The following is a 17,232-nucleotide window of genomic DNA, read 5'->3' as shown; positions in this document are numbered from 1 at the left end:
ACCGAACAGCCGGTGCGCCGACCGGAGTTCTGCGCCGCGAGCTATGCGAGACGCACGTCCGCGGTGGCGAGGCCGAAAACCTTGCGTCCGGCGGACTTCGCGACGATGACGACGACAGCGGTCCTGGTCTCGGGGTCGACCGACTTGACGCGGCCGGTGAACTCCACGTTCCCGGCGGAGGCGGCTTCGACGACCGTGTAGTTCGAAAGCCGGACACCGTAGCGGGTGATCGCGCCCGGGTCACCGAGCCATCCGGTGACAAATCCCGCCCCCAGGCCCATGGTGAGCATGCCGTGGGCGATCACATCAGGAAGACCCGCGAGCGCGGCGACCTCATGGTGCCAATGAATCGGATTCGCATCACCGGAGACCCCGGCGTAATTCACCAGATCCCCCCGCGTCACGCGAGCGGTTCGAGCGGGAAGCTCGTCACCGACTGCGATGTCCTCGAATCGGATTGCGGTGCGCGGCGTACGCGTCCGGGAGAACGGGGAAAGGCGAAGGCCGGTCTCCGCAGCCGGAGTCGTCACCAGCGACCCGTCCGCATCGTCGGGCGCGACCGCGGTTCGAGCCTCGATACCGTGCATGATCACCCGATCGATCGCGTCGGTGATGCCTGCGTCGACATCCTCGCCGGTGATCCCGACGACGGTCGTGTGCATGATCTGCACGACGTCACCGGTTCGATCGGTGAAAGTGTTGGTGATCGTGAGCAGGTCCTTGCCTGCGATGCGGCGAACCGAGGCGAGTTCGACATCGCTGACCAGCCGGTCGCCGGTGAGCACGGGCTTGTACATTTCGAAGACCTGGTCGGTCTGCACGAACACGTCGTAGCCGGCCATGATGGTCTCCAAGAGTCTGCGGTTGGCCAGCATCGCGGCAGTCGAGATGAACGTGGTCGGCGCGACCAAACCGGCGTATCCGAGCTCGTCGGCAGCGGCTTCGCTCCAATGCGCAGGGTGGAAGTCCTGCACGGCTCGCGCGTACTCGCGAATCTTCTCCCGCCCCACTTCGTAGTAGTCATCCGTGCGATAGCGATACCCCACGAGCTCAACCACGTCGAACGTTGCTTCCACCGAGCCACTCCTCTTCCCAATTCCTACTGTGCTCGCAATCAGTATCCTCAGGACCGAATTCATGCTGCCGGGGTGTCGTACGTTGCGGACGCATCGACTTCGGCGAGGGCATCGTCCATCGCGAAGGAGGGGTGCTGCGGGAGCGGCGGCACAGCATGACCGTCGGATTCGACGAGGTAGAGCTGATCTGAGAAGGCGTCGGCGGCCGCGTGGAGTCGCCTCGCGAGGACACTATGTCGCGGTGTTCGTGCCGGGAAGCGCGCCGATCTGGCGCATCAGCCCCAAGACGTCGACGACGCCCCAGGTCTCGGCGATTCGGCCGTCGATGAAGCGAAAGATGAAGATCTCGTTGTAGGTGATCGGTTTGCCGGTCGGCGGGAGGTTCATGTACTCGCCTCGGTGGGTGCCGGTGACCGTGTTCCTGCTGACGACCTTGTCTCCTTCCGCGATCGTGTCCTCGACCCCGACGTGCAGGTCGGGGAAGGCCCGGTGGAGCCTGCGGAACACCTCTGCGAGTGCTTGCGGCCCCGTGACGCCGACAGGCACCGGGGTGTGGATCAGTGCGTCGGGCGCGACGACCTCGCTGATCGTCGTCGTGATGCGCTCCGCATCATGGGAGTTGAGGGCGGCGTGCAGGCGTTCGAGGGTCGCTTTGTTGATCGTTTCCTGTTCAGTCGACATGCGGCTGGTCCTTCGGGGGGCGAATGGTCGGATGCGCGTCGCCGGGCCGGGCGCGACGACACCCACTAGACACCGCCGCTGCGCCGGTTGTGACCTCCGACACGCACCTGTCTTCCGTGGCCGCGATGAATTTCCCGCGTCCCGGCCGTCCACACAGTCGAAGGACGCTTTCACACCAAGGAGACCCCATGACCCTCAGCCCTGCCGCCGTCGCCCGCACCATCGAATTCCCCGACGTCAGCCTCTACTACGAGGTCCGCGGGGACGGTCCGCTCATCGTCCTGGCGGGCGCGCCCATGGCCGCCGCGGATTTCGCGCCGCTGGCAGACCTGCTCGCCACCGACCACACCGTCCTCACCCTCGATCCCCGCGGACACCGCGGAAGCACGCTCACCGATCCGCACCGGGACTCGACGCCCGAACTGCGCGGCGAGGATCTGGCCCGGCTGATCGAGCACCTCGACGTCGGACCGGCCGTGGTCGTCGGGTCCAGCGGCGGCGCGGTGAGCGCGCTGGCCCTGGTCGAGGCCCATCCCGATCTGGTAACCACGGTGGTCGCGCACGAGCCGCCGCTGATCGAGCTGCTCGACGACCGCGCCGAGCTGCGGGCGGGCACCGAGGACATGATCGCCACCTACGGCGCGGGCGACGTGCTCGGCGCCTTCCGGAAGTTCCTCGCGCAGGCGAACATCCACCTGCCGGAACCGGTGCTCATCCAGATGTTCGGCGGCGACCGCGATCCGGCGCAGGCGGCCTCCGAACGCTACTGGTTCGACCATGAGCTGCTCGGCACCGTCGGCTGGCGACCCGACCTGGATACGCTGCGCACGAGCTCCACGCGCGTCATCATCGGCATCGGCGTCGACTCCGCCGGACAGCTCTGCGACCGCAGCGGCCGCGCGCTGGCCGCGGCGCTCGGCCTCGCGCCCACGCTGTTCCCCGGCGACCACACCGGATTCATCGGGGACACTTCGGCATTCGCCGCATTCTTGCGCGGTGTGCTGCGCGCCGACTGACGGGCTGTCAGCCCGCTGTCGGTGCGCTGTCAGCGCCGGTCGGCATCGTCATGGGCGTTCCACGAAGCGAAAGGAAACGCCCGATGTCCGATGTCACGCTGTCCGAGTTCGTCGAAGCGACCGCCACGCAGTTCGGTATCCCCGGCGTGGCGGTGGGGGTGCTGGTCGACGACCGGGACGTCTTCGCCTGCCACGGCGTCACGAGCCTGGACAACCCGCAACCGGTCGACAGCGACACGCTGTTCCAGCACGGCTCGGTCACCAAGACCTACACCGCGACCGCGCTCATGCGTCTGGTCGCGCAGGGCCGGGTCGAGCTGGACACCCCGGTACGGACCTACCTTCCCGAGCTCGCGCTCGCCGACGAAGACGCCGCCGCCCGGATCACCGTGGCGAACCTGCTGAACCACACCGCCGGACTGGACTGGAATCTCCTCGTCGACACCGGCGACGGCGAGGACGCGCTGGCCGAATTCGTCGCCCGGCTCCCGGAACTCGACCTGATCGCAGTTCCGGGCGCCCGCGCCTCCTACAGCCAGGCCGGATACAACCTGGCAGGGCGGATCATCGAGAAGGTAACCGGTCAGCCGTTCGAACAGGCCATCGCGGAGCTGATCTTCGCGCCGCTCGGCCTCGCGAACAGCTTCTTCGCGCAGCGTGAGATCACCGCCCGCCGTTTCGCGGAGGGCCACAATGCCGAAGCGGACGGCTCGCTGACGGTCGCGCGCTTGTGGCGGCCATCGCGAGCGAACAACCCCGGCGGCGGGCTGGCCTCCTCGGCTGCCGACCAATTACGTTGGGCCCGTTTCCATCTCGGAAACGGCGGTGCGGTGCTGCCGACCGGCACTCTGCTCGCGATGCGTCGTCCTACGGTCGCGCTGCGGGCGAGCACCTTCGGCGACGCCATCGGCATCGGCTGGTTCCTCCGCGACATCGACGGCGTGCGGACCATCGGTCACGGCGGATCCGGCAACGGGCAGTTCGCCGAACTGCTCATCGTTCCCGAACGCGACTTCGCGATCGTCGTGATGTCGAACGCGGGACCCGAGGGCATCGCCTGCAACCGGGCGATCGTGCGCTGGGCGCTCGAGTACTACCTGGGCGTCCTCGAACGCGACCCCGAACCGTTGCCCTACGACCCGCCGCGCGCCGCGGAACTGATCGGCACCTACGCCATCGACGCGATGACCCTCAGCATCGCCGCCGACGAGACGGGACTGAACCTCGCGGTCGGCGTCGAACCGGAGATTCGCGCGGCATCGGACCAGGAAGTGCCGCCGGACTACCCGGCAGCCGCCGTCGGCCTGCTGCCCGGCACCGGCGACGAATACATCGTCACCGCCGGAGGGCTGCGCGGACAGCTCGGCTACTTCTCCCGCGACGAGAAGGGCGCGTCGGCGCGTGATCCGGTCTGCGCAGCCGGACCAGTGTGGGCCTCGGACTCCATATGCCGACTGGATTCTCGCCCGACATCGGCGCGTATCAGTCGGCGCGGGTTCGGACTTCTCTCGCCCAACCGACAGCTGTAGAAGCCTGGGTTGCGAACAGCCAAAGCTCGACCGGCTGGGCTCAACGGACACGGGCTGTCCCACGGGAACGGTGAGGATCGCTATTGGTAGAAGGGCAAGGCGACTACCCGCTGACCGGCCTCGGCAGTGACAGTGCGGAGTTGGTCGAGTCGATCGACGGGGACGAAGGTAACGGCGTAGTCGTCGCCGTCGGTGTCGAAGGCAAGGCGAAGGTGTCCCAGTCCTGGCTCCCCATCGACATCCCATCACTCAGCAACTCGATTGTCCGCCACTATGATTACATCGGTCACCGACAACGCGGTGACCGGGTGATGGGGGGAAGTTGCGTGTGATCGCGGGGCGGCGAATACGGGAGCGGGTCTGGTGATCGAATCCGTCGAGCAGCTAGGGCAACTCGTCTCGCCGCCGTCGAAACGGCGAGATATCGAGTGGGATGCCGTCGAACGAGAACTCGGTGTCGAGCTACCGGCCGACTACAAGGAGTTGATCGACACATACGGCGGTGGCTACTGGGACGAATACCTCTATGTCCTGGAGCCTGGCTGCCCCAACAACTATTACGACCTCGTCGGTTGGAAGGACTGGCAAGCCGAGGTCCTGGAAGACCTGTGGCAGTTCGAGGACAAACCAGCTGAACTCCAAGAAGACGGCGCCAGATTGCTACCCTGGGCCACGACCGACAACGGCGAACACCTCTACTGGCTGATCCGCCCCAGCCAGCGCCCCGATGACTGGACCGTCATGGTGAACGAGGCGCGCGGCGAACGCTGGGAACACTTCGGGCACACCTGCACGCAGTTCCTCGCCTCTGCTCTCACCGGAGATATCCGTTCGACCCTCCTATCGGCCCACTACTTCCCGCGTGCCGCTCACACATACAAGCGACTGCACCCGACGGATCGGTAGACAGCTCCAACGCATCCGCGCTCGGTCCGGCGGACGATGCGCACATGTCGCGGCGCATGGGCCATCGCCTAGCTCGCTTTCGGCATGTTCGGTGGCTTGCTCCGGTGGTCTGCGCCATCAGCTCGCCGTGGGCTCGGATGGACGCGACGATCCGAGAAATCTCGACCATGCGTTTGCTGATCACCTGGTTCACTGTGCTTGCTCATTAGGCTGAATCTCCCACGTGACGGACAGGAGGTCGAGGTGGCCGAGACGACGGTGGCCGAGGTCATGGCCGAGTTGGCCGCGCTCGAGGACCCGAAGATGCGTGCGGTGAACGAGAAGCACGGTGACGATCACGGTGTGAACCTCGGCAAACTGCGCGCGCTCGCGAAGCGGCTGAAAACGCAGCAAGACCTCGCGCGCGAGCTGTGGCAGACCGATGACACCGCGGCGAGACTGCTGGCGATGTTGATCTCCCGTCCGAAGGCGTTCGAGCGTGACGAGCTGGACGTCATGGTGCGCCAGGCGCGCACACCCAAGGTGCACGACTGGCTCGTGAACTACGTAGTGAAGAAGAACCCGCACTCCGAAGAACTGCGCCTGGCCTGGTCCGCCGATCCGGATCCGGTGGTCGCGAGCGCAGGCTGGGCGCTGACCACCGAACGCGTGGCGAAGAAACCCGAGGGCCTCGACCTCGCGGGACTGCTCGACGTCATCGAGGTGGAAATGAAAGCCGCCCCGGATCGCCTGCAGTGGGCGATGAACCACTGCCTGGCTCAGATCGGCATCGAGCACGCCGAGCACCGCGCCCGGGCAATCGACATCGGTGAGCGCCTGGAGGTGCTGAAGGACTACCCGACTCCACCCAACTGCACGTCTCCGTTCGCGCCCATCTGGATCACCGAGATGGTGCGCCGACAGCAGGAAAAGTAGAGCGAGCGGTCGATGTCCTGGCGTAGCCGATCCGCACCGGTCGTTCGGTCGCCGGTGTCGGGACCACGGTGAGTGTTGGGCCTGGGGTCCAGGTCTGGCCGGGCCGACGATCGGCGGGCACCGGTACGTCCAGTTCCGTCGAGTTCACCCTCGGTAGGGATCTGCAGTTTCGACGAGGCCGAGGGGCTGATCGCCCATTACCCTGAGTGGTCGGGAGGTCAGGATGCGAGCGCGCACGTCGGCACTGGCGGCCGGAAGACGACACTCTGTAGCTCGTTGCCGGGACGGGACGGTTGTCGCCGCGGGCGCCAATGCCGCTGACGAATGCCGAGTCGAACTGTGGAAAGACGTCATAGCCGTTGCTGCGGGCAATGTTCACACGGCCAACAACACGGGCAGGTCTCACACCGTCGGACTTCGATCCGACGGGACCTTGCTGGCGAGCGGATGGAATGGCGACGGCCAATGCGACGTGGCTGCGTGGCGAGACGTCGTAGCAGTCGCCGCGGGCTGGCGTCGCACGCTCGGAGTCCTTGCCGATGGCACCGTGCTCGCAGTCGGCAGGACCTCCGAAGGAGCGTCCGATGTGCAGCGCTGGCGCGAGGTGGTCGCTGTCTCGTGCGGCGACTGGCATTCAGTCGGTATGAGGTCGGATGGCACGGCTCTGGCAGCGGGGATCAACCGACGAGGGCAGTGTTCGGTTGGCGGTTGGCGTGGCCTGTGCGACATCGCAGCCGGATATCTCCACACCGTCGGCCTCCAGGCCGACGGACGGGCCATCGCAACCGGAGATCGAACTACCGGAGCGTGCGACGTCGACCAGTGGGAAGACGTTGTCGCGCTGAACGCAGGCAGTTATCACACCGTCGGGATCACTGCGTTCGGCCTGGTCCTCGCGGTCGGCGACAACAGTTTCGGGCAGTGCGAGGTCAGCGCCTGGCGCGACATCGTCGCCGTTTCGGCCGGCTCGACGCACACCCTTGGGCTGCGCGCCGACGGCACGGTTCTCAGCACCGGGAACAACGCCGACGGTCAGTGCGACGTTGACACCTGGTCGGAAGTCCAGGCTTGGCGGTCTCCTTTCGCGCCGGCGTCTGGTGATCAACCGGGGCCCGACCGGCAACCTCGGCGACCGGCCACGTCGGTCGCCGACGTTGAATCACAAGCTCAGGTCGCGAACCCGTAGCTGGGCAGTCGATTCCAGGCTGGCGAAACCCCGACATTTCCATGGCGCGGCGCGCAGTTCTTTCGGTCCGGGAGGCGGGTTCAGCGGGAGAGGGAGACGGCGAAGGGCTTGAAGCCGTGTCGGCGCAGGATGTGGGGCACGACCTGGATCATGGCCTCGGTGGCTCGGGCTGTGCTGATGCCTCCAAGGTCTTCGATCCATGCGGGCTGCCAGCCCAGGTCGGCGAGCAGGCCGGTGACGGTCTTCTTCGCGTTCTCGTCGTCGCCCGAGACATAGACGGTCGGCGGGGTGGCCAGGGTTTCGGGAGCGGTCATGACCATGAACAGCATCGTGTTGAGGGTCTTGACCACATGGGTGTCGGGGAGTGCGCGCTGAAGTTTCTCGGCGAGGCTGCTGCCGGGATAGCACAGGTCGCCGGGCAGGCCGTCGTCGGCGTCGCGGGTGGCGTTGGAGACATCGATGAGGATTTTTCCGGAGAGTTCGGTGCGCAGGCCGGTGAGGCGGTCCAGGGAGCTGTCGCCGGGTGTCGCGTTGATCACGATGTCCGCGGTGCGGGCGGTGGTGCGCTGGTCGGCGAAGGCGATCTGGGGGGCGACCCCGGCGGCGCGGGCGGCGATGTCTTCTGGGCCCCGGCTGCCGAGGGTGACGTGGTGTCCCGCGGCGAAGAGCTTGTTGGCGAGGTTGGCCCCGACGCGGCCGGCGCCCAGGATGCCGATGTTGGTCATGGGATGAAGCTCCTTGCGGTATCAGGTGGGAAGTGCGGGGTGTCCGGTCAGGCGATCGGCGACAGGACCTCGAGGGCGGCGGCGTGGAGGCCGGGGGCGGCGGCCAGGAAGTCGCGGCTGCCCGTGTTCCAGGCTTCGCCCGCCAGGTCGGTGACGGTTCCTCCGGCTTCGGAGACCAGCAGGGCGCCGGCGACCAGGCCGGAGCGGACGTCGGAGAACTGCCAGAACGCGTCCATGCGTCCGGCGGCGACGTGGATGAGCTGCATGGTGGCGGGAACGGACACGCGCACGACCAGGCCGTTGATGAACATGGCGGTGACGGAGTCACCGATCCGCCGGAAGGTTCGCTCGTCCTCGCCGGGCTTGGCCTGACCGGTGCCGATGAGCGCGGCGCCCAGATCGGTCTTGGCGGACACCTTCAGGGGCTGGCCGTTGAGGCGGGCACCGCCTCCGGCGACGGCGGTGTAGGTGTCGCCGGTCAGCGGCAGGTGGACAACGGTGAGCACCGGTCGGTTGTCGTGGACCAGGGTGGCGGTGACGGCCCAGTCATCCATGCCGTGGACGTGGTTGATGTTGCCCTCGGCGGGGTCGACGACCCACCACTCCCCGGGCGGGAGCGCGCCGCCGGCCAACTCGTCCTCGGCCCACTGCGACCCCTGCCGGGCCCGCAGCAGCGGTTCGCGCAGCACGTCCAGCACCGCGTCGTCGTTGGCGTGGATCTCATCGACGACCTCGTCAAGACTCACGCCTCGGGCATGCGGGGTGTAGCGGTCGCGCAGCGTGACGCTGGCGGCCTTCACCGCGGCGGTCACCTCGGACATGAGCGTCGTGTCGGCGTCGAAAGACATGGGTGTAGTCACGGTGGGCTCCCTGAGTTCTGTCGATGCGGGCGGTCTGTCTCGCCCCCGCACTTCGAAGGTAGGCAGCCGGTCGATTAACAACAAGTGCATGCTTTTCACTTGTAGATTTACTGCCATGCAACTGGATTTGAATCTGCTCACGGCCCTGGACGCGCTGCTGGAAGAGGGCAGTGTCGCCGGTGCCGCAGCCCGCCTCCACGTCACCTCACCGGCGATGAGCCGCTCCCTGGGCCGCATCCGCAAGGCCACCGGTGACCAGATCCTGGTCCGCACCGGCCGCAGCATGCTCCCCACCACGCGCGCGCTGGCCATGCGCGCCGAGGTCCACGCCCTCGTGCAGCAGGCACACCGCCTTCTGTCCGCGGAGCAAGAACTCGACCTGGCAGCTCTGGACCGGGTGTTCACCGTGCGCTGGCACGACGCACTGACCGCCGCCTGCGGCACCGCCCTCACTACGGCCGTCCACCACCAGGCCCCCGGCGTCCGGCTGCGCCTGTTCGCCGAACCCCGCACGGACGGCCCCGAACTGCGCCGGGGTGAGATCGACCTCGAATCCAGCTCCAGACAGCCGACACTCCCCGACATTCGCCACCGCCTCGTCGGTAGGGACCGGCTGGTCGTCGCCGTCCGCCCAGGCCACCCGCTCACCGAAACCCCGATGAGCCTCGAGCGCTACGCGGCCGCCGAACACCTCACCGTTTCGCGGCGCGGAAGCCTGCGCGACCCGATCGACGAAGCCCTGACCGAGCGCGGCCTCGATCGGCGCGTCGTCGCCGCCGGGCCCACGGCCGCCTTCGCGCTGCAACTCGCCCTCGGCAGCGACCTGGTGGTGACCCTTCCCGACGCGGTCACCCGCGCGGCCCGGGACCAACTCGGGCTGACCACACTGGCGCCGCCACTGCCGTTGCCCGATGTCCCGTTGTACCTGCTGTGGCACCAGCGCTACGACGACGACCGTGCCCATATCTGGCTGCGCGACCTGGCCACCGAAACCGTCCAGGCACTGTTTGCACCACCAAACGCCTGATTGTCACAGCAACCAATCAGTCTTCGGCGGCGTCCGGATCGCACAGCGGCCGGTGTCTGCCGCCGACGGTTGCTGTCGCGGCGACGCACTGCGATCAGCTTGCAGTCCTCGTCATCGAGGTGACAGAACCGCTCCAACTCGACCCGCGTAGGTCGTCAGGTCGAGGCCACGCTCGGCCTCGGTGACCGCGAGGCTCAGGCCAGTCAGGGCATCGGCGCCGCGAGCGGTCGGGGTCAGCACTTCCTGCTGTGAGCTGGGCACCGTGGCGGGTCGGCCTGGCCGAGCCCGAGGTCCGCACGTGCACTGCGCAGAAGTGATCTTGTTGCGGCGCGCGGCGTGTTAGCGTCGCGAAAGCCCGAAGGCATCTTGTTTCAGTTCGTGTGGTTCCGCTGGTCGCCGTCGGCGGTGTTGCGGTCGACGGTTCGTTCGTCAGCTCGATTTCGAACGCAGTACCCGTCGCGAGAACAGGAGCACTGCTGTGAGCAAGCATCGATCGTCCATCGGCATCGCGGTCCTGGCCGTGGCCGTGGCCTGTGCGGTACCTGGGTGTGGCAACGATTCGTCCGAATCGTCGGACCCGAGTCCTGCCGCGAACTCCACGGCACGCGGTCCGGCGAAGAACCCGTACCTGGCCGCGGAGAAATACGCGGTCACCCACTTGGACTCCGGCCAGTCCGACAGCTTCGCCGATCCCGTGCCGAGAGGCACGTTCCGGGTCGACCCCCAGCAGATGCCGCGCGTACCCGCCGGCCCGGTCAACATCATCACCCTGGCCTCGACGTCGGAGAAGTACATGTGGGTCTCGTCGAGCTCCGGCGTGCGGTACGTGGACGTCTCCGACCGCGGCTTCCGCGAGGTCGCCGCCATGGACGCGCCCGGAGTGCAACCCATCCCGACACAGGCACTGGACCAGGTGCTCGATCAGACGTTCACCGATACCGCCCAGATCCAGAACGCCATCCGCGACGACTGGGACGGCGCGACCTGGCAGCGCATCGCCAACGGCGTCTACGGCTTGGTGGACAAGGACAATCGCGTCTACTACACCACCCAGAACTCCGAACTCCTCGTCTTCGGACTGAAGAACAACGACAAACCCGAAGAAGGCATCGAGATCGTCGAGCGCTTCGACTTCAAGCCGCTGCTCGGGGCGGGAACCACCTCGCTCGGCATTCCCGAGAGCATCGTGGGCGTCAACATGACCTACGACGGCCATCTCATCGTTGTCTCCTCACGCGGCCTGCTCGCCATCGATCGCGAACTGGCGGGACCACCGCAGCAGGTCCGCTTCGGTGACGACGAGACGGTCTCCAACTCGATCGCCGTCGACGACAAGGGCGGCATCTATGTCGCCTCCGACAAGCTGATGCGCAAGGTCGTGTGGACCGGCTCCAAGCTGTCCACCGACGAGGGCGATGGCGCCTGGTCCGCGGCATACGACTTCGGCCGCCAGCCGCCCGCGGTGAAATTCGGCATCGGTAGCGGTTCCACGCCCACCCTCATGGGATTCGGTGACGACAGCGACGAACTCGTGGTGATCACCGACGGCGCCGATCACATGAAGCTGGTCGCGTTCTGGCGCAACGAGATTCCCGAAGGTTTCCAGCCGAAGGCGAGCGCGAAGTCGAACCGCATCGCCGACCAGATCGAGGTGACGGCGGGCCTGCCGGAGCCGAAGCCCGAGTTCATCCAGAGCGAGCAGTCCGTGGTGGTGCGCGACTACGGAGCGTTCGTCGTGCAGAACATCGGCGCGGGTGGCGAACCCGACCGGCTCGTCGACGTCATGGCCAACGGCCCGGTCGACGAACCGCCGCACGGCATGCAGCGCTTCGAATGGGACCCGGCCGCGGACAAGTGGACCTCGGCGTGGGAGCGCGGCGACGTGGTGTCCACGTCCATGGTTCCCGCGGTATCGACCCAGGCCGGCATCGTATTCGTCAACGGCTACAGCGAGGCCGACGGCTGGGAGGTCACCGGCCTGGACTGGAAGACCGGAGAGACCGTGCACCGCACCATCTTCGGGCCGTCGAACTACGGCAACGGCGCCTACGCGATCATCGAGGCGTTCCCGAACGGCGATCTGCTGTTCAACGGCATCGGCGGTCCGTTCCGGGCGAAACTCGACAAGTAGCGCACAAGAAGGGGCCCCGGCCGATCATTCGGCCAGGGCCCCACGCGTTGGACGAGGTCAGCGCACGAGAGTCGACGCCTGCTCGGCGAGATCGAGCAGCGGCTGCGGCAACAGACCGAGCACGATGGTCGCCGCGGCGGTGAGCAGCACGATCGCCTGGGTGAGCGGGGGAGTGATCACCACCGGGGCGTCGGCCGGGGGATCGGTGAAGAACATCAGCACGATCACTCGGATGTAGAAGAACGCCGCGATGGCACTCGCGAGGACGCCGATGATCACCAGCGTGACGGCGTCGCCGGACGCGGCCGCCTCGAATACGGCGAACTTGCTGACGAACCCGCTGGTGAGCGGCAGACCGGCGAAGGAGAGCAGCAGCAGCGCGAACACCGCGCCCAGCCACGGGGAACGGCGGCCGAGCCCGGACCACCGCGCCAGCGCCGTCGCCTCCTCGCCGTCGGTCTCGCGGACCAGGCTCACCACCGCGAACGCGCCGAGGGTGCCCAAGCCATAGGCGACCAGATAGAACAGCACCGCCGCGATGCCCGCGTCGTTGGCGGCGACCAGGCCGACAATGAGGAAACCGGCATGCGCCACCGACGAGTACGCCAGCATCCGCTTCACGTCGGTCTGGGTCACCGCGAGCACCGCGCCGACGACCATCGTCGCGATCGCGACCGCCGCGAGCACCGGCCGCCAGTCGTCCCGCAACCCCGGCACCGCGATCTGCAGGATGCGCAGCATGGCGCCGACCGCCGCGATCTTGGTCGCGGCCGCCATGAACGCGGTGATCGGCGTCGGTGCGCCCTGATAGACGTCGGGAACCCAGGACTGGAACGGGACCGCGCCGATCTTGAACAGCAGCCCGACCGCCAGCATCGCCAGTCCGAGCAGCGCGAGCATCGCCTCGGACGGATGCGCGGCGATCGCATCGGCGATTCCGGCCAGCCGCACCGTCCCCGCCTGGCCGTACAGCAGCGCGACGCCGTAGAGGAAGAACGCCGACGAAAACGCCCCGAGCAGGAAGTATTTCAGTGCCGCCTCCTGGGAGAGCAGCCGCTTGCGCCGCGCCAGCCCGCACAACAGGTACAGCGGGAGCGACAGTACCTCCAGCGCGACGAACATGGTCAGCAGATCGTTCGAGGCGGGGAAGAGCATCAGGCCGCCGACCGCGAGCAGCGTGAGCGGGAAGACCTCGGTGGTGGCGATGCCCGCGCGGATCGCGGCCCGCTCGTGGGCGCTGCCCGGGACCGCCGAGGCCTGCGGCGTGAACGCGTCCGTGCCGCGCCCCACGGTCGCCGCGGCCAGGCTCCAGGTGCCCGGCCCCGATCGCGCCTGCGCGCGCGGTTGCGCACCGCGTTCCGCGATGAACAGCACCCCGAGGATCGACACCACCAGGATGGTGCCCTGCAGGAACAGCGTCACACCGTCGATCGCCACGGCGCCTGCAATCGCGGTGGACTCCGTGCCCGCCAAACGGACGACGGCCGCCAGGGCGGCGGCAAGACCGGCCAGGCTCAATATCACCTGGGTGCCGTAGCGGTACCGGCGCGCGACGAACGCCTCCACCAGCACCGCGGTGACCGCGACACCGAACACGATGAGCATTGGTGCGAGCAAGCCGTATTCGACGCTCGGCGTGGCCACGGTCGCGGCGAGGGGGATCGGGTGCGTGGTCACTTGTGCCCGCCTTCCTGAAGATTCGCCGCGCCTGCCTCGGGCGCCGGAACCGTAGGCGCGGGATCGTGGCGGCCGATGGTGGTCAGGGTCTGGCTCACCGCCGGATCGATGAAGTCCAGCACCGGTTTCGGATAGAGGCCGAGGAACAGCAGCGCCGCGATGAGCGGCGCGACGACGGCCAGCTCACGGGGCACCAGATCGTAGAGGTTCTCGTTGCCCTTCCTGACCGGGCCGGTCATCATCCGCTGGTAGAGCCAGAGCATGTAGACCGCGGCGAGCACCAGCGCGCTGACCGCGACGATCGCGGCCACCTGGTAGCGGGTGAAAGTGCCGATCAGAACCAGGAATTCGCTGACGAAGGGAGCCAGGCCAGGCAGCGACAGCGTCGCAAGACCGGCGATCAGGAACGTTCCGGCGAGCACCGGCGCCACCTTCTGCACGCCGCCGTACTCGGCGATGACCCGGGTGCCGCGCCGCGAGACGAGGAATCCGGCGATCAAGAACAGCGCGGCGGTGGAGATGCCGTGGTTGACCATGTAGAGCGTGGCGCCGGTCTGCCCCTGGCTGGTCATGGCGAAGATGCCGAGGATGATGAAGCCGAAGTGGGAGATCGAGGTGTAGGCGATCAGCCGCATCACGTCGGTCTGGCCGATCGCCAGCAGCGCACCGTAGACGATGCCGACCACCGCGAGCGTGATCACCAGCGGCGCATAGGTTCCCGACGCGTCGGGGAACAGCAGCAGGCAGTAGCGCAGCATGCCGAAGGTGCCCACCTTGTCGACCACCGCCATCATCAGCACGGCGCTGGACGGTGTGGCGGCGACCGCGGCGTCGGGCAGCCAGGTGTGCAGCGGCCAGAGCGGCGCCTTCACGGCGAAGGCGAACATGAACCCGAGGAACAGCGCGTTCAGCACCGCGGGACCCGCGCCGAGCTCACCGGAGTTGGCGGCGGTGACCACGGTACGGAAGTCGAACGTGCCCGCACCGTCCGCGCCGAGACCCTCGCGCGCCGTCACCACGTAGAGGCCGATCACCGCGGCCAGCATGATCAGTCCGCCGAACAGGTTGTACAGCAGGAACTTCACCGCCGCCCGCGAGCGCTGCTGGCGCAGCTGCACATCCGCCGTCCGCGGCCCGAAGCCGCCGATGAGGAAGTACATCGGGATGAGCATGGCCTCGAAGAACACGTAGAACAGCAGGATGTCCAGCGCCACGAAGGAGACCAGCACCATCGCCTCGACGAGCAGGATCAGCGCCATATAGGTGTGCGCCACCCGCCTGCCCGAGCCGGCCGCGCGGTCGTCGTGCCAGCCCGCCAGGATCAGCAACGGCACCAGCCCGGTGGTGAGCAGCACCAGCACCAGCGCGATGCCGTCGAGGCCGAGGGTGTATCCGGCGCCGAACGCGGGGATCCACTCGTGCGATTCGACGAACTGGTACTGCTCGCCGCCGGGCTCGAAACGGGCCGCGAGCACGCCGGCCAGCACCAGCGCGGCCGCCGAAAAGGTCAGTGCCACACTGCGTGCCAGTACCCGCCGCGTCGCGGGCAACGTCAGCACCACGACCGCGCCGACGACCGGAAGCAGCCAGAGGGTGGTCAACCAGGGATAGGTAGTCACCAGATCCTCACCGCCAGCAGGGCGGCGGCCACCAGGGCCGCGCCGGTGAACATGGACAGGGCGTAGGAACGCACGAATCCGGACTGGACCCGGCGGACGCGGGCCGAGAGCCCGCCGATCAGCGCGGCCGTGCCGTTGACGATCCCGTCGATGCCGCGGTTGTCGACGAATACCAGCGACCGGGTGAGGTGCTGGCCGGGCCGCATGAACACGCCCTCGTTGACCGCGTCGCCGTAGAGATCGTTGCGGGCGGCGACGGTCAGCACGGACACGTCCTCCGGCGCGGTCTCCGGGATCTCACGTTGCGCGTACTGGTTGTAGGCGACGGCGACGCCGACCACGACGACGCCGAGCGCGAGGGCGGTGACCACGCCTGCGGGCACGACCTCCTCGCCGTGGTGCGCGCCGACCACCGGTTCCAACCAGTTCACCAGCGCGTTGCCGAACACGAAGACCAGGCCGGAGGCGAGTGAGCCGATGGCCAGCAGGATCATCGGGCCGGTCATGACGATCGGCGCTTCGTGCGGATGGGTGTCGGGCTTCCACCGGCGCTCGCCGAAGAAGGTCATCAGCATCACTCGCGTCATGTAGAACGCGGTGAGTCCGGCACCCAGCAGGGCGACCGTGCCGAGCGCAAGACCGGCGGTGCCGCCCTCGCCGAAGGCCACCTCGATGATCTTGTCCTTGGAGAAGAAGCCCGCGAACGGTGGCACGCCGATGATGGCGAGGTAGCCGATCCCGAAGGTGATGTAGGTGACCGGGAGCAGCTTGCGTAGTCCGCCGTAGTGGCGCATATCGACTTCGTCGTCCATCGCGTGCATCACCGAACCCGCGCCGAGGAAGAGTCCCGCCTTGAAGAAACCGTGGGTGAGCAGGTGCATGATCGCGAAGGCGTAGCCCGCGGGGCCGAGGCCGGCGGCGAGGACCATGTACCCGATCTGGCTCATGGTGGACGCGGCCAGCGCCTTCTTGATGTCGTCCTTGGCGCAGCCGACGATCGCGCCGAACAGCAGTGTCACCGCGCCGACGAGCACCACCGCCAGTTGGGCATTCGGCGCGAGATCGAAGATCGCGTTGGACCGCGCGATCAGGTAGACGCCCGCGGTGACCATGGTGGCGGCGTGGATGAGGGCCGACACCGGCGTCGGGCCCTCCATCGCGTCACCGAGCCAGGACTGCAGCGGCACCTGCGCGGACTTGCCGCAGGCGGCCAGCAGCAGGAACAGGCCGATCACGGTGAGCGTGCCCTCGCTCGCGCCCGGCGCGGCGGCGAAGACTTCGGCGAAGCCGATCGAGCCGAAGGTGGCGAACATCGCCATCATGGCCAGCGCCAGGCCCATGTCGCCGACCCGGTTCACCACGAAGGCCTTCTTGGCGGCCGTTGCGGCGGAAGGCTTTTCGTACCAGAAGCCGATCAGCAGGTAGGAGGCCAGGCCGACGCCCTCCCAGCCGAGGTAGAGCACCAGGTAGTTGTTCGCCAGCACCAGCAGCAGCATCGCCGCGAGGAACAGGTTGAGGTAGGCGAAGAACCGTCGCCGATCCGGATCGTGGCTCATGTACCCGATCGAGTACAGGTGGATCAGCGAGCCGACCCCGGTGATCAGCAGCGCGAAACACACGGACAGCTGGTCGATCTGGAGACCGAAGTCCACCTGGAGACCGGTCACCGGCGCCCAGCTGAACAGGTCGGCGTGCACGGCTCGCTCGGCGCTCTCCCGCCCGAGCATGACGACGAACGCCCACACGGCCACGCCGAAGGAGGCCAGCGCGGCAAGGCAGCCGAGCAGATGGCCCCACTTGTCGGCGGTGCGCCCGAGGAGCAGCAGTACGACGGCCCCGGCCAGCGGCAGCGTGGGCAGCAGCGTCAGGATCGCGGTATCCACG

General features: G+C 67.6%; 15 protein-coding genes and 1 pseudogene. 9 read left to right on the top strand and 7 right to left on the bottom strand.

Going from position 1 to position 17,232, the window contains the following annotated elements; genetic code table 11:
• Positions 1-41: 41 nt before the first annotated feature.
• The gene (locus AB0H50_RS24490; RefSeq protein ID WP_357456751.1) at positions 42-1,076 is read right to left on the bottom strand and encodes a fused (3R)-hydroxyacyl-ACP dehydratase subunits HadA/HadB; all 1,035 of its coding nucleotides are present in this window, start codon (positions 1,074-1,076) and stop codon (positions 42-44) included.
• A gap of 231 nt (positions 1,077-1,307) precedes the next feature.
• Entirely contained in the window at positions 1,308-1,757 is a 450-nt protein-coding gene (locus AB0H50_RS24485; protein WP_357456749.1) for an ester cyclase, read from the bottom strand.
• 188 nt (positions 1,758-1,945) lie between these two features.
• On the opposite strand from AB0H50_RS24485, the gene AB0H50_RS24480 reads away from it, so the two are divergent.
• The 7 genes and pseudogenes from AB0H50_RS24480 (at position 1,946) to AB0H50_RS24450 (ending at position 7,309) form a co-directional block, all read left to right on the top strand.
• On the top strand, positions 1,946-2,773 hold the full coding sequence (locus AB0H50_RS24480; RefSeq protein WP_357456747.1) for an alpha/beta hydrolase: 828 nt from the start codon (positions 1,946-1,948) through the stop codon (positions 2,771-2,773).
• A gap of 83 nt (positions 2,774-2,856) precedes the next feature.
• Positions 2,857-4,302: a serine hydrolase domain-containing protein gene (locus tag AB0H50_RS24475; protein WP_357456745.1), complete on the top strand. Its 1,446-nt coding sequence runs from the start codon at positions 2,857-2,859 to the stop codon at positions 4,300-4,302.
• Positions 4,303-4,385: 83 nt separating this feature from the next.
• Entirely contained in the window at positions 4,386-4,634 is a 249-nt protein-coding gene (locus AB0H50_RS24470; protein WP_357456743.1) for a hypothetical protein, read from the top strand.
• A gap of 31 nt (positions 4,635-4,665) precedes the next feature.
• Positions 4,666-5,208: an SMI1/KNR4 family protein gene (locus AB0H50_RS24465; protein ID WP_357456741.1), complete on the top strand. Its 543-nt coding sequence runs from the start codon at positions 4,666-4,668 to the stop codon at positions 5,206-5,208.
• A gap of 243 nt (positions 5,209-5,451) precedes the next feature.
• Positions 5,452-6,123, top strand: a complete 672-nt coding sequence (locus AB0H50_RS24460; protein WP_357456739.1) for a DNA alkylation repair protein — start codon at positions 5,452-5,454, stop codon at positions 6,121-6,123.
• A gap of 223 nt (positions 6,124-6,346) precedes the next feature.
• Positions 6,347-6,688 (top strand): annotated as a pseudogene (locus AB0H50_RS24455) (chromosome condensation regulator); the annotation flags it as partial.
• A 21-nt stretch (positions 6,689-6,709) separates the two neighbouring features.
• Positions 6,710-7,309, top strand: coding sequence for a hypothetical protein (locus AB0H50_RS24450; RefSeq protein WP_357456986.1), 600 nt, complete (start codon positions 6,710-6,712; stop codon positions 7,307-7,309).
• 80 nt (positions 7,310-7,389) lie between these two features.
• On the opposite strand, the gene AB0H50_RS24445 is transcribed toward AB0H50_RS24450, so the two are convergent.
• Both AB0H50_RS24445 and AB0H50_RS24440 read right to left on the bottom strand, forming a co-directional pair.
• On the bottom strand, positions 7,390-8,034 hold the full coding sequence (locus AB0H50_RS24445; RefSeq protein WP_357456738.1) for an NAD(P)-binding domain-containing protein: 645 nt from the start codon (positions 8,032-8,034) through the stop codon (positions 7,390-7,392).
• Positions 8,035-8,081: 47 nt separating this feature from the next.
• Entirely contained in the window at positions 8,082-8,894 is an 813-nt protein-coding gene (locus tag AB0H50_RS24440; protein WP_357456736.1) for an inositol monophosphatase family protein, read from the bottom strand.
• A 115-nt stretch (positions 8,895-9,009) separates the two neighbouring features.
• Here AB0H50_RS24440 and AB0H50_RS24435 point away from each other — a divergent pair, with 115 nt between their 5' ends.
• Both AB0H50_RS24435 and AB0H50_RS24430 read left to right on the top strand, forming a co-directional pair.
• Positions 9,010-9,921 (top strand): LysR family transcriptional regulator, encoded by a 912-nt coding sequence (locus tag AB0H50_RS24435; protein WP_357456734.1) that lies wholly within the window; start codon positions 9,010-9,012, stop codon positions 9,919-9,921.
• Positions 9,922-10,399: 478 nt separating this feature from the next.
• A complete protein-coding gene (locus tag AB0H50_RS24430; protein WP_357456732.1) occupies positions 10,400-12,052 on the top strand; it encodes a hypothetical protein in 1,653 nt (550 codons plus the stop codon).
• Between the two features lie 57 nt (positions 12,053-12,109).
• On the opposite strand, the gene nuoN is transcribed toward AB0H50_RS24430, so the two are convergent.
• Genes nuoN through nuoL form a run of 3 tightly spaced genes read right to left on the bottom strand, consistent with a single transcriptional unit; the run spans position 12,110 to position 17,231 of the window.
• Positions 12,110-13,729 carry an NADH-quinone oxidoreductase subunit NuoN gene (gene nuoN / locus AB0H50_RS24425; protein ID WP_357456730.1) on the bottom strand — a complete coding sequence of 540 codons (1,620 nt, stop codon included), beginning with the start codon at positions 13,727-13,729 and terminating at the stop codon, positions 12,110-12,112.
• The gene (locus tag AB0H50_RS24420; RefSeq protein WP_357456728.1) at positions 13,726-15,348 is read right to left on the bottom strand and encodes an NADH-quinone oxidoreductase subunit M; all 1,623 of its coding nucleotides are present in this window, start codon (positions 15,346-15,348) and stop codon (positions 13,726-13,728) included. The genes nuoN and AB0H50_RS24420 overlap by 4 nt, the downstream gene beginning before the upstream one ends.
• The gene (nuoL, locus tag AB0H50_RS24415) at positions 15,345-17,231 is read right to left on the bottom strand and encodes an NADH-quinone oxidoreductase subunit L (protein ID WP_357456726.1); all 1,887 of its coding nucleotides are present in this window, start codon (positions 17,229-17,231) and stop codon (positions 15,345-15,347) included. The genes AB0H50_RS24420 and nuoL overlap by 4 nt, the downstream gene beginning before the upstream one ends.
• Position 17,232 lies beyond the last annotated feature (1 nt).

The organism is Nocardia sp. NPDC050793, assembly GCF_040654065.1.
Lineage (GTDB): Bacteria > Actinomycetota > Actinomycetes > Mycobacteriales > Mycobacteriaceae > Nocardia.
This window is presented reverse-complemented; position numbering and strand designations above follow the sequence as displayed.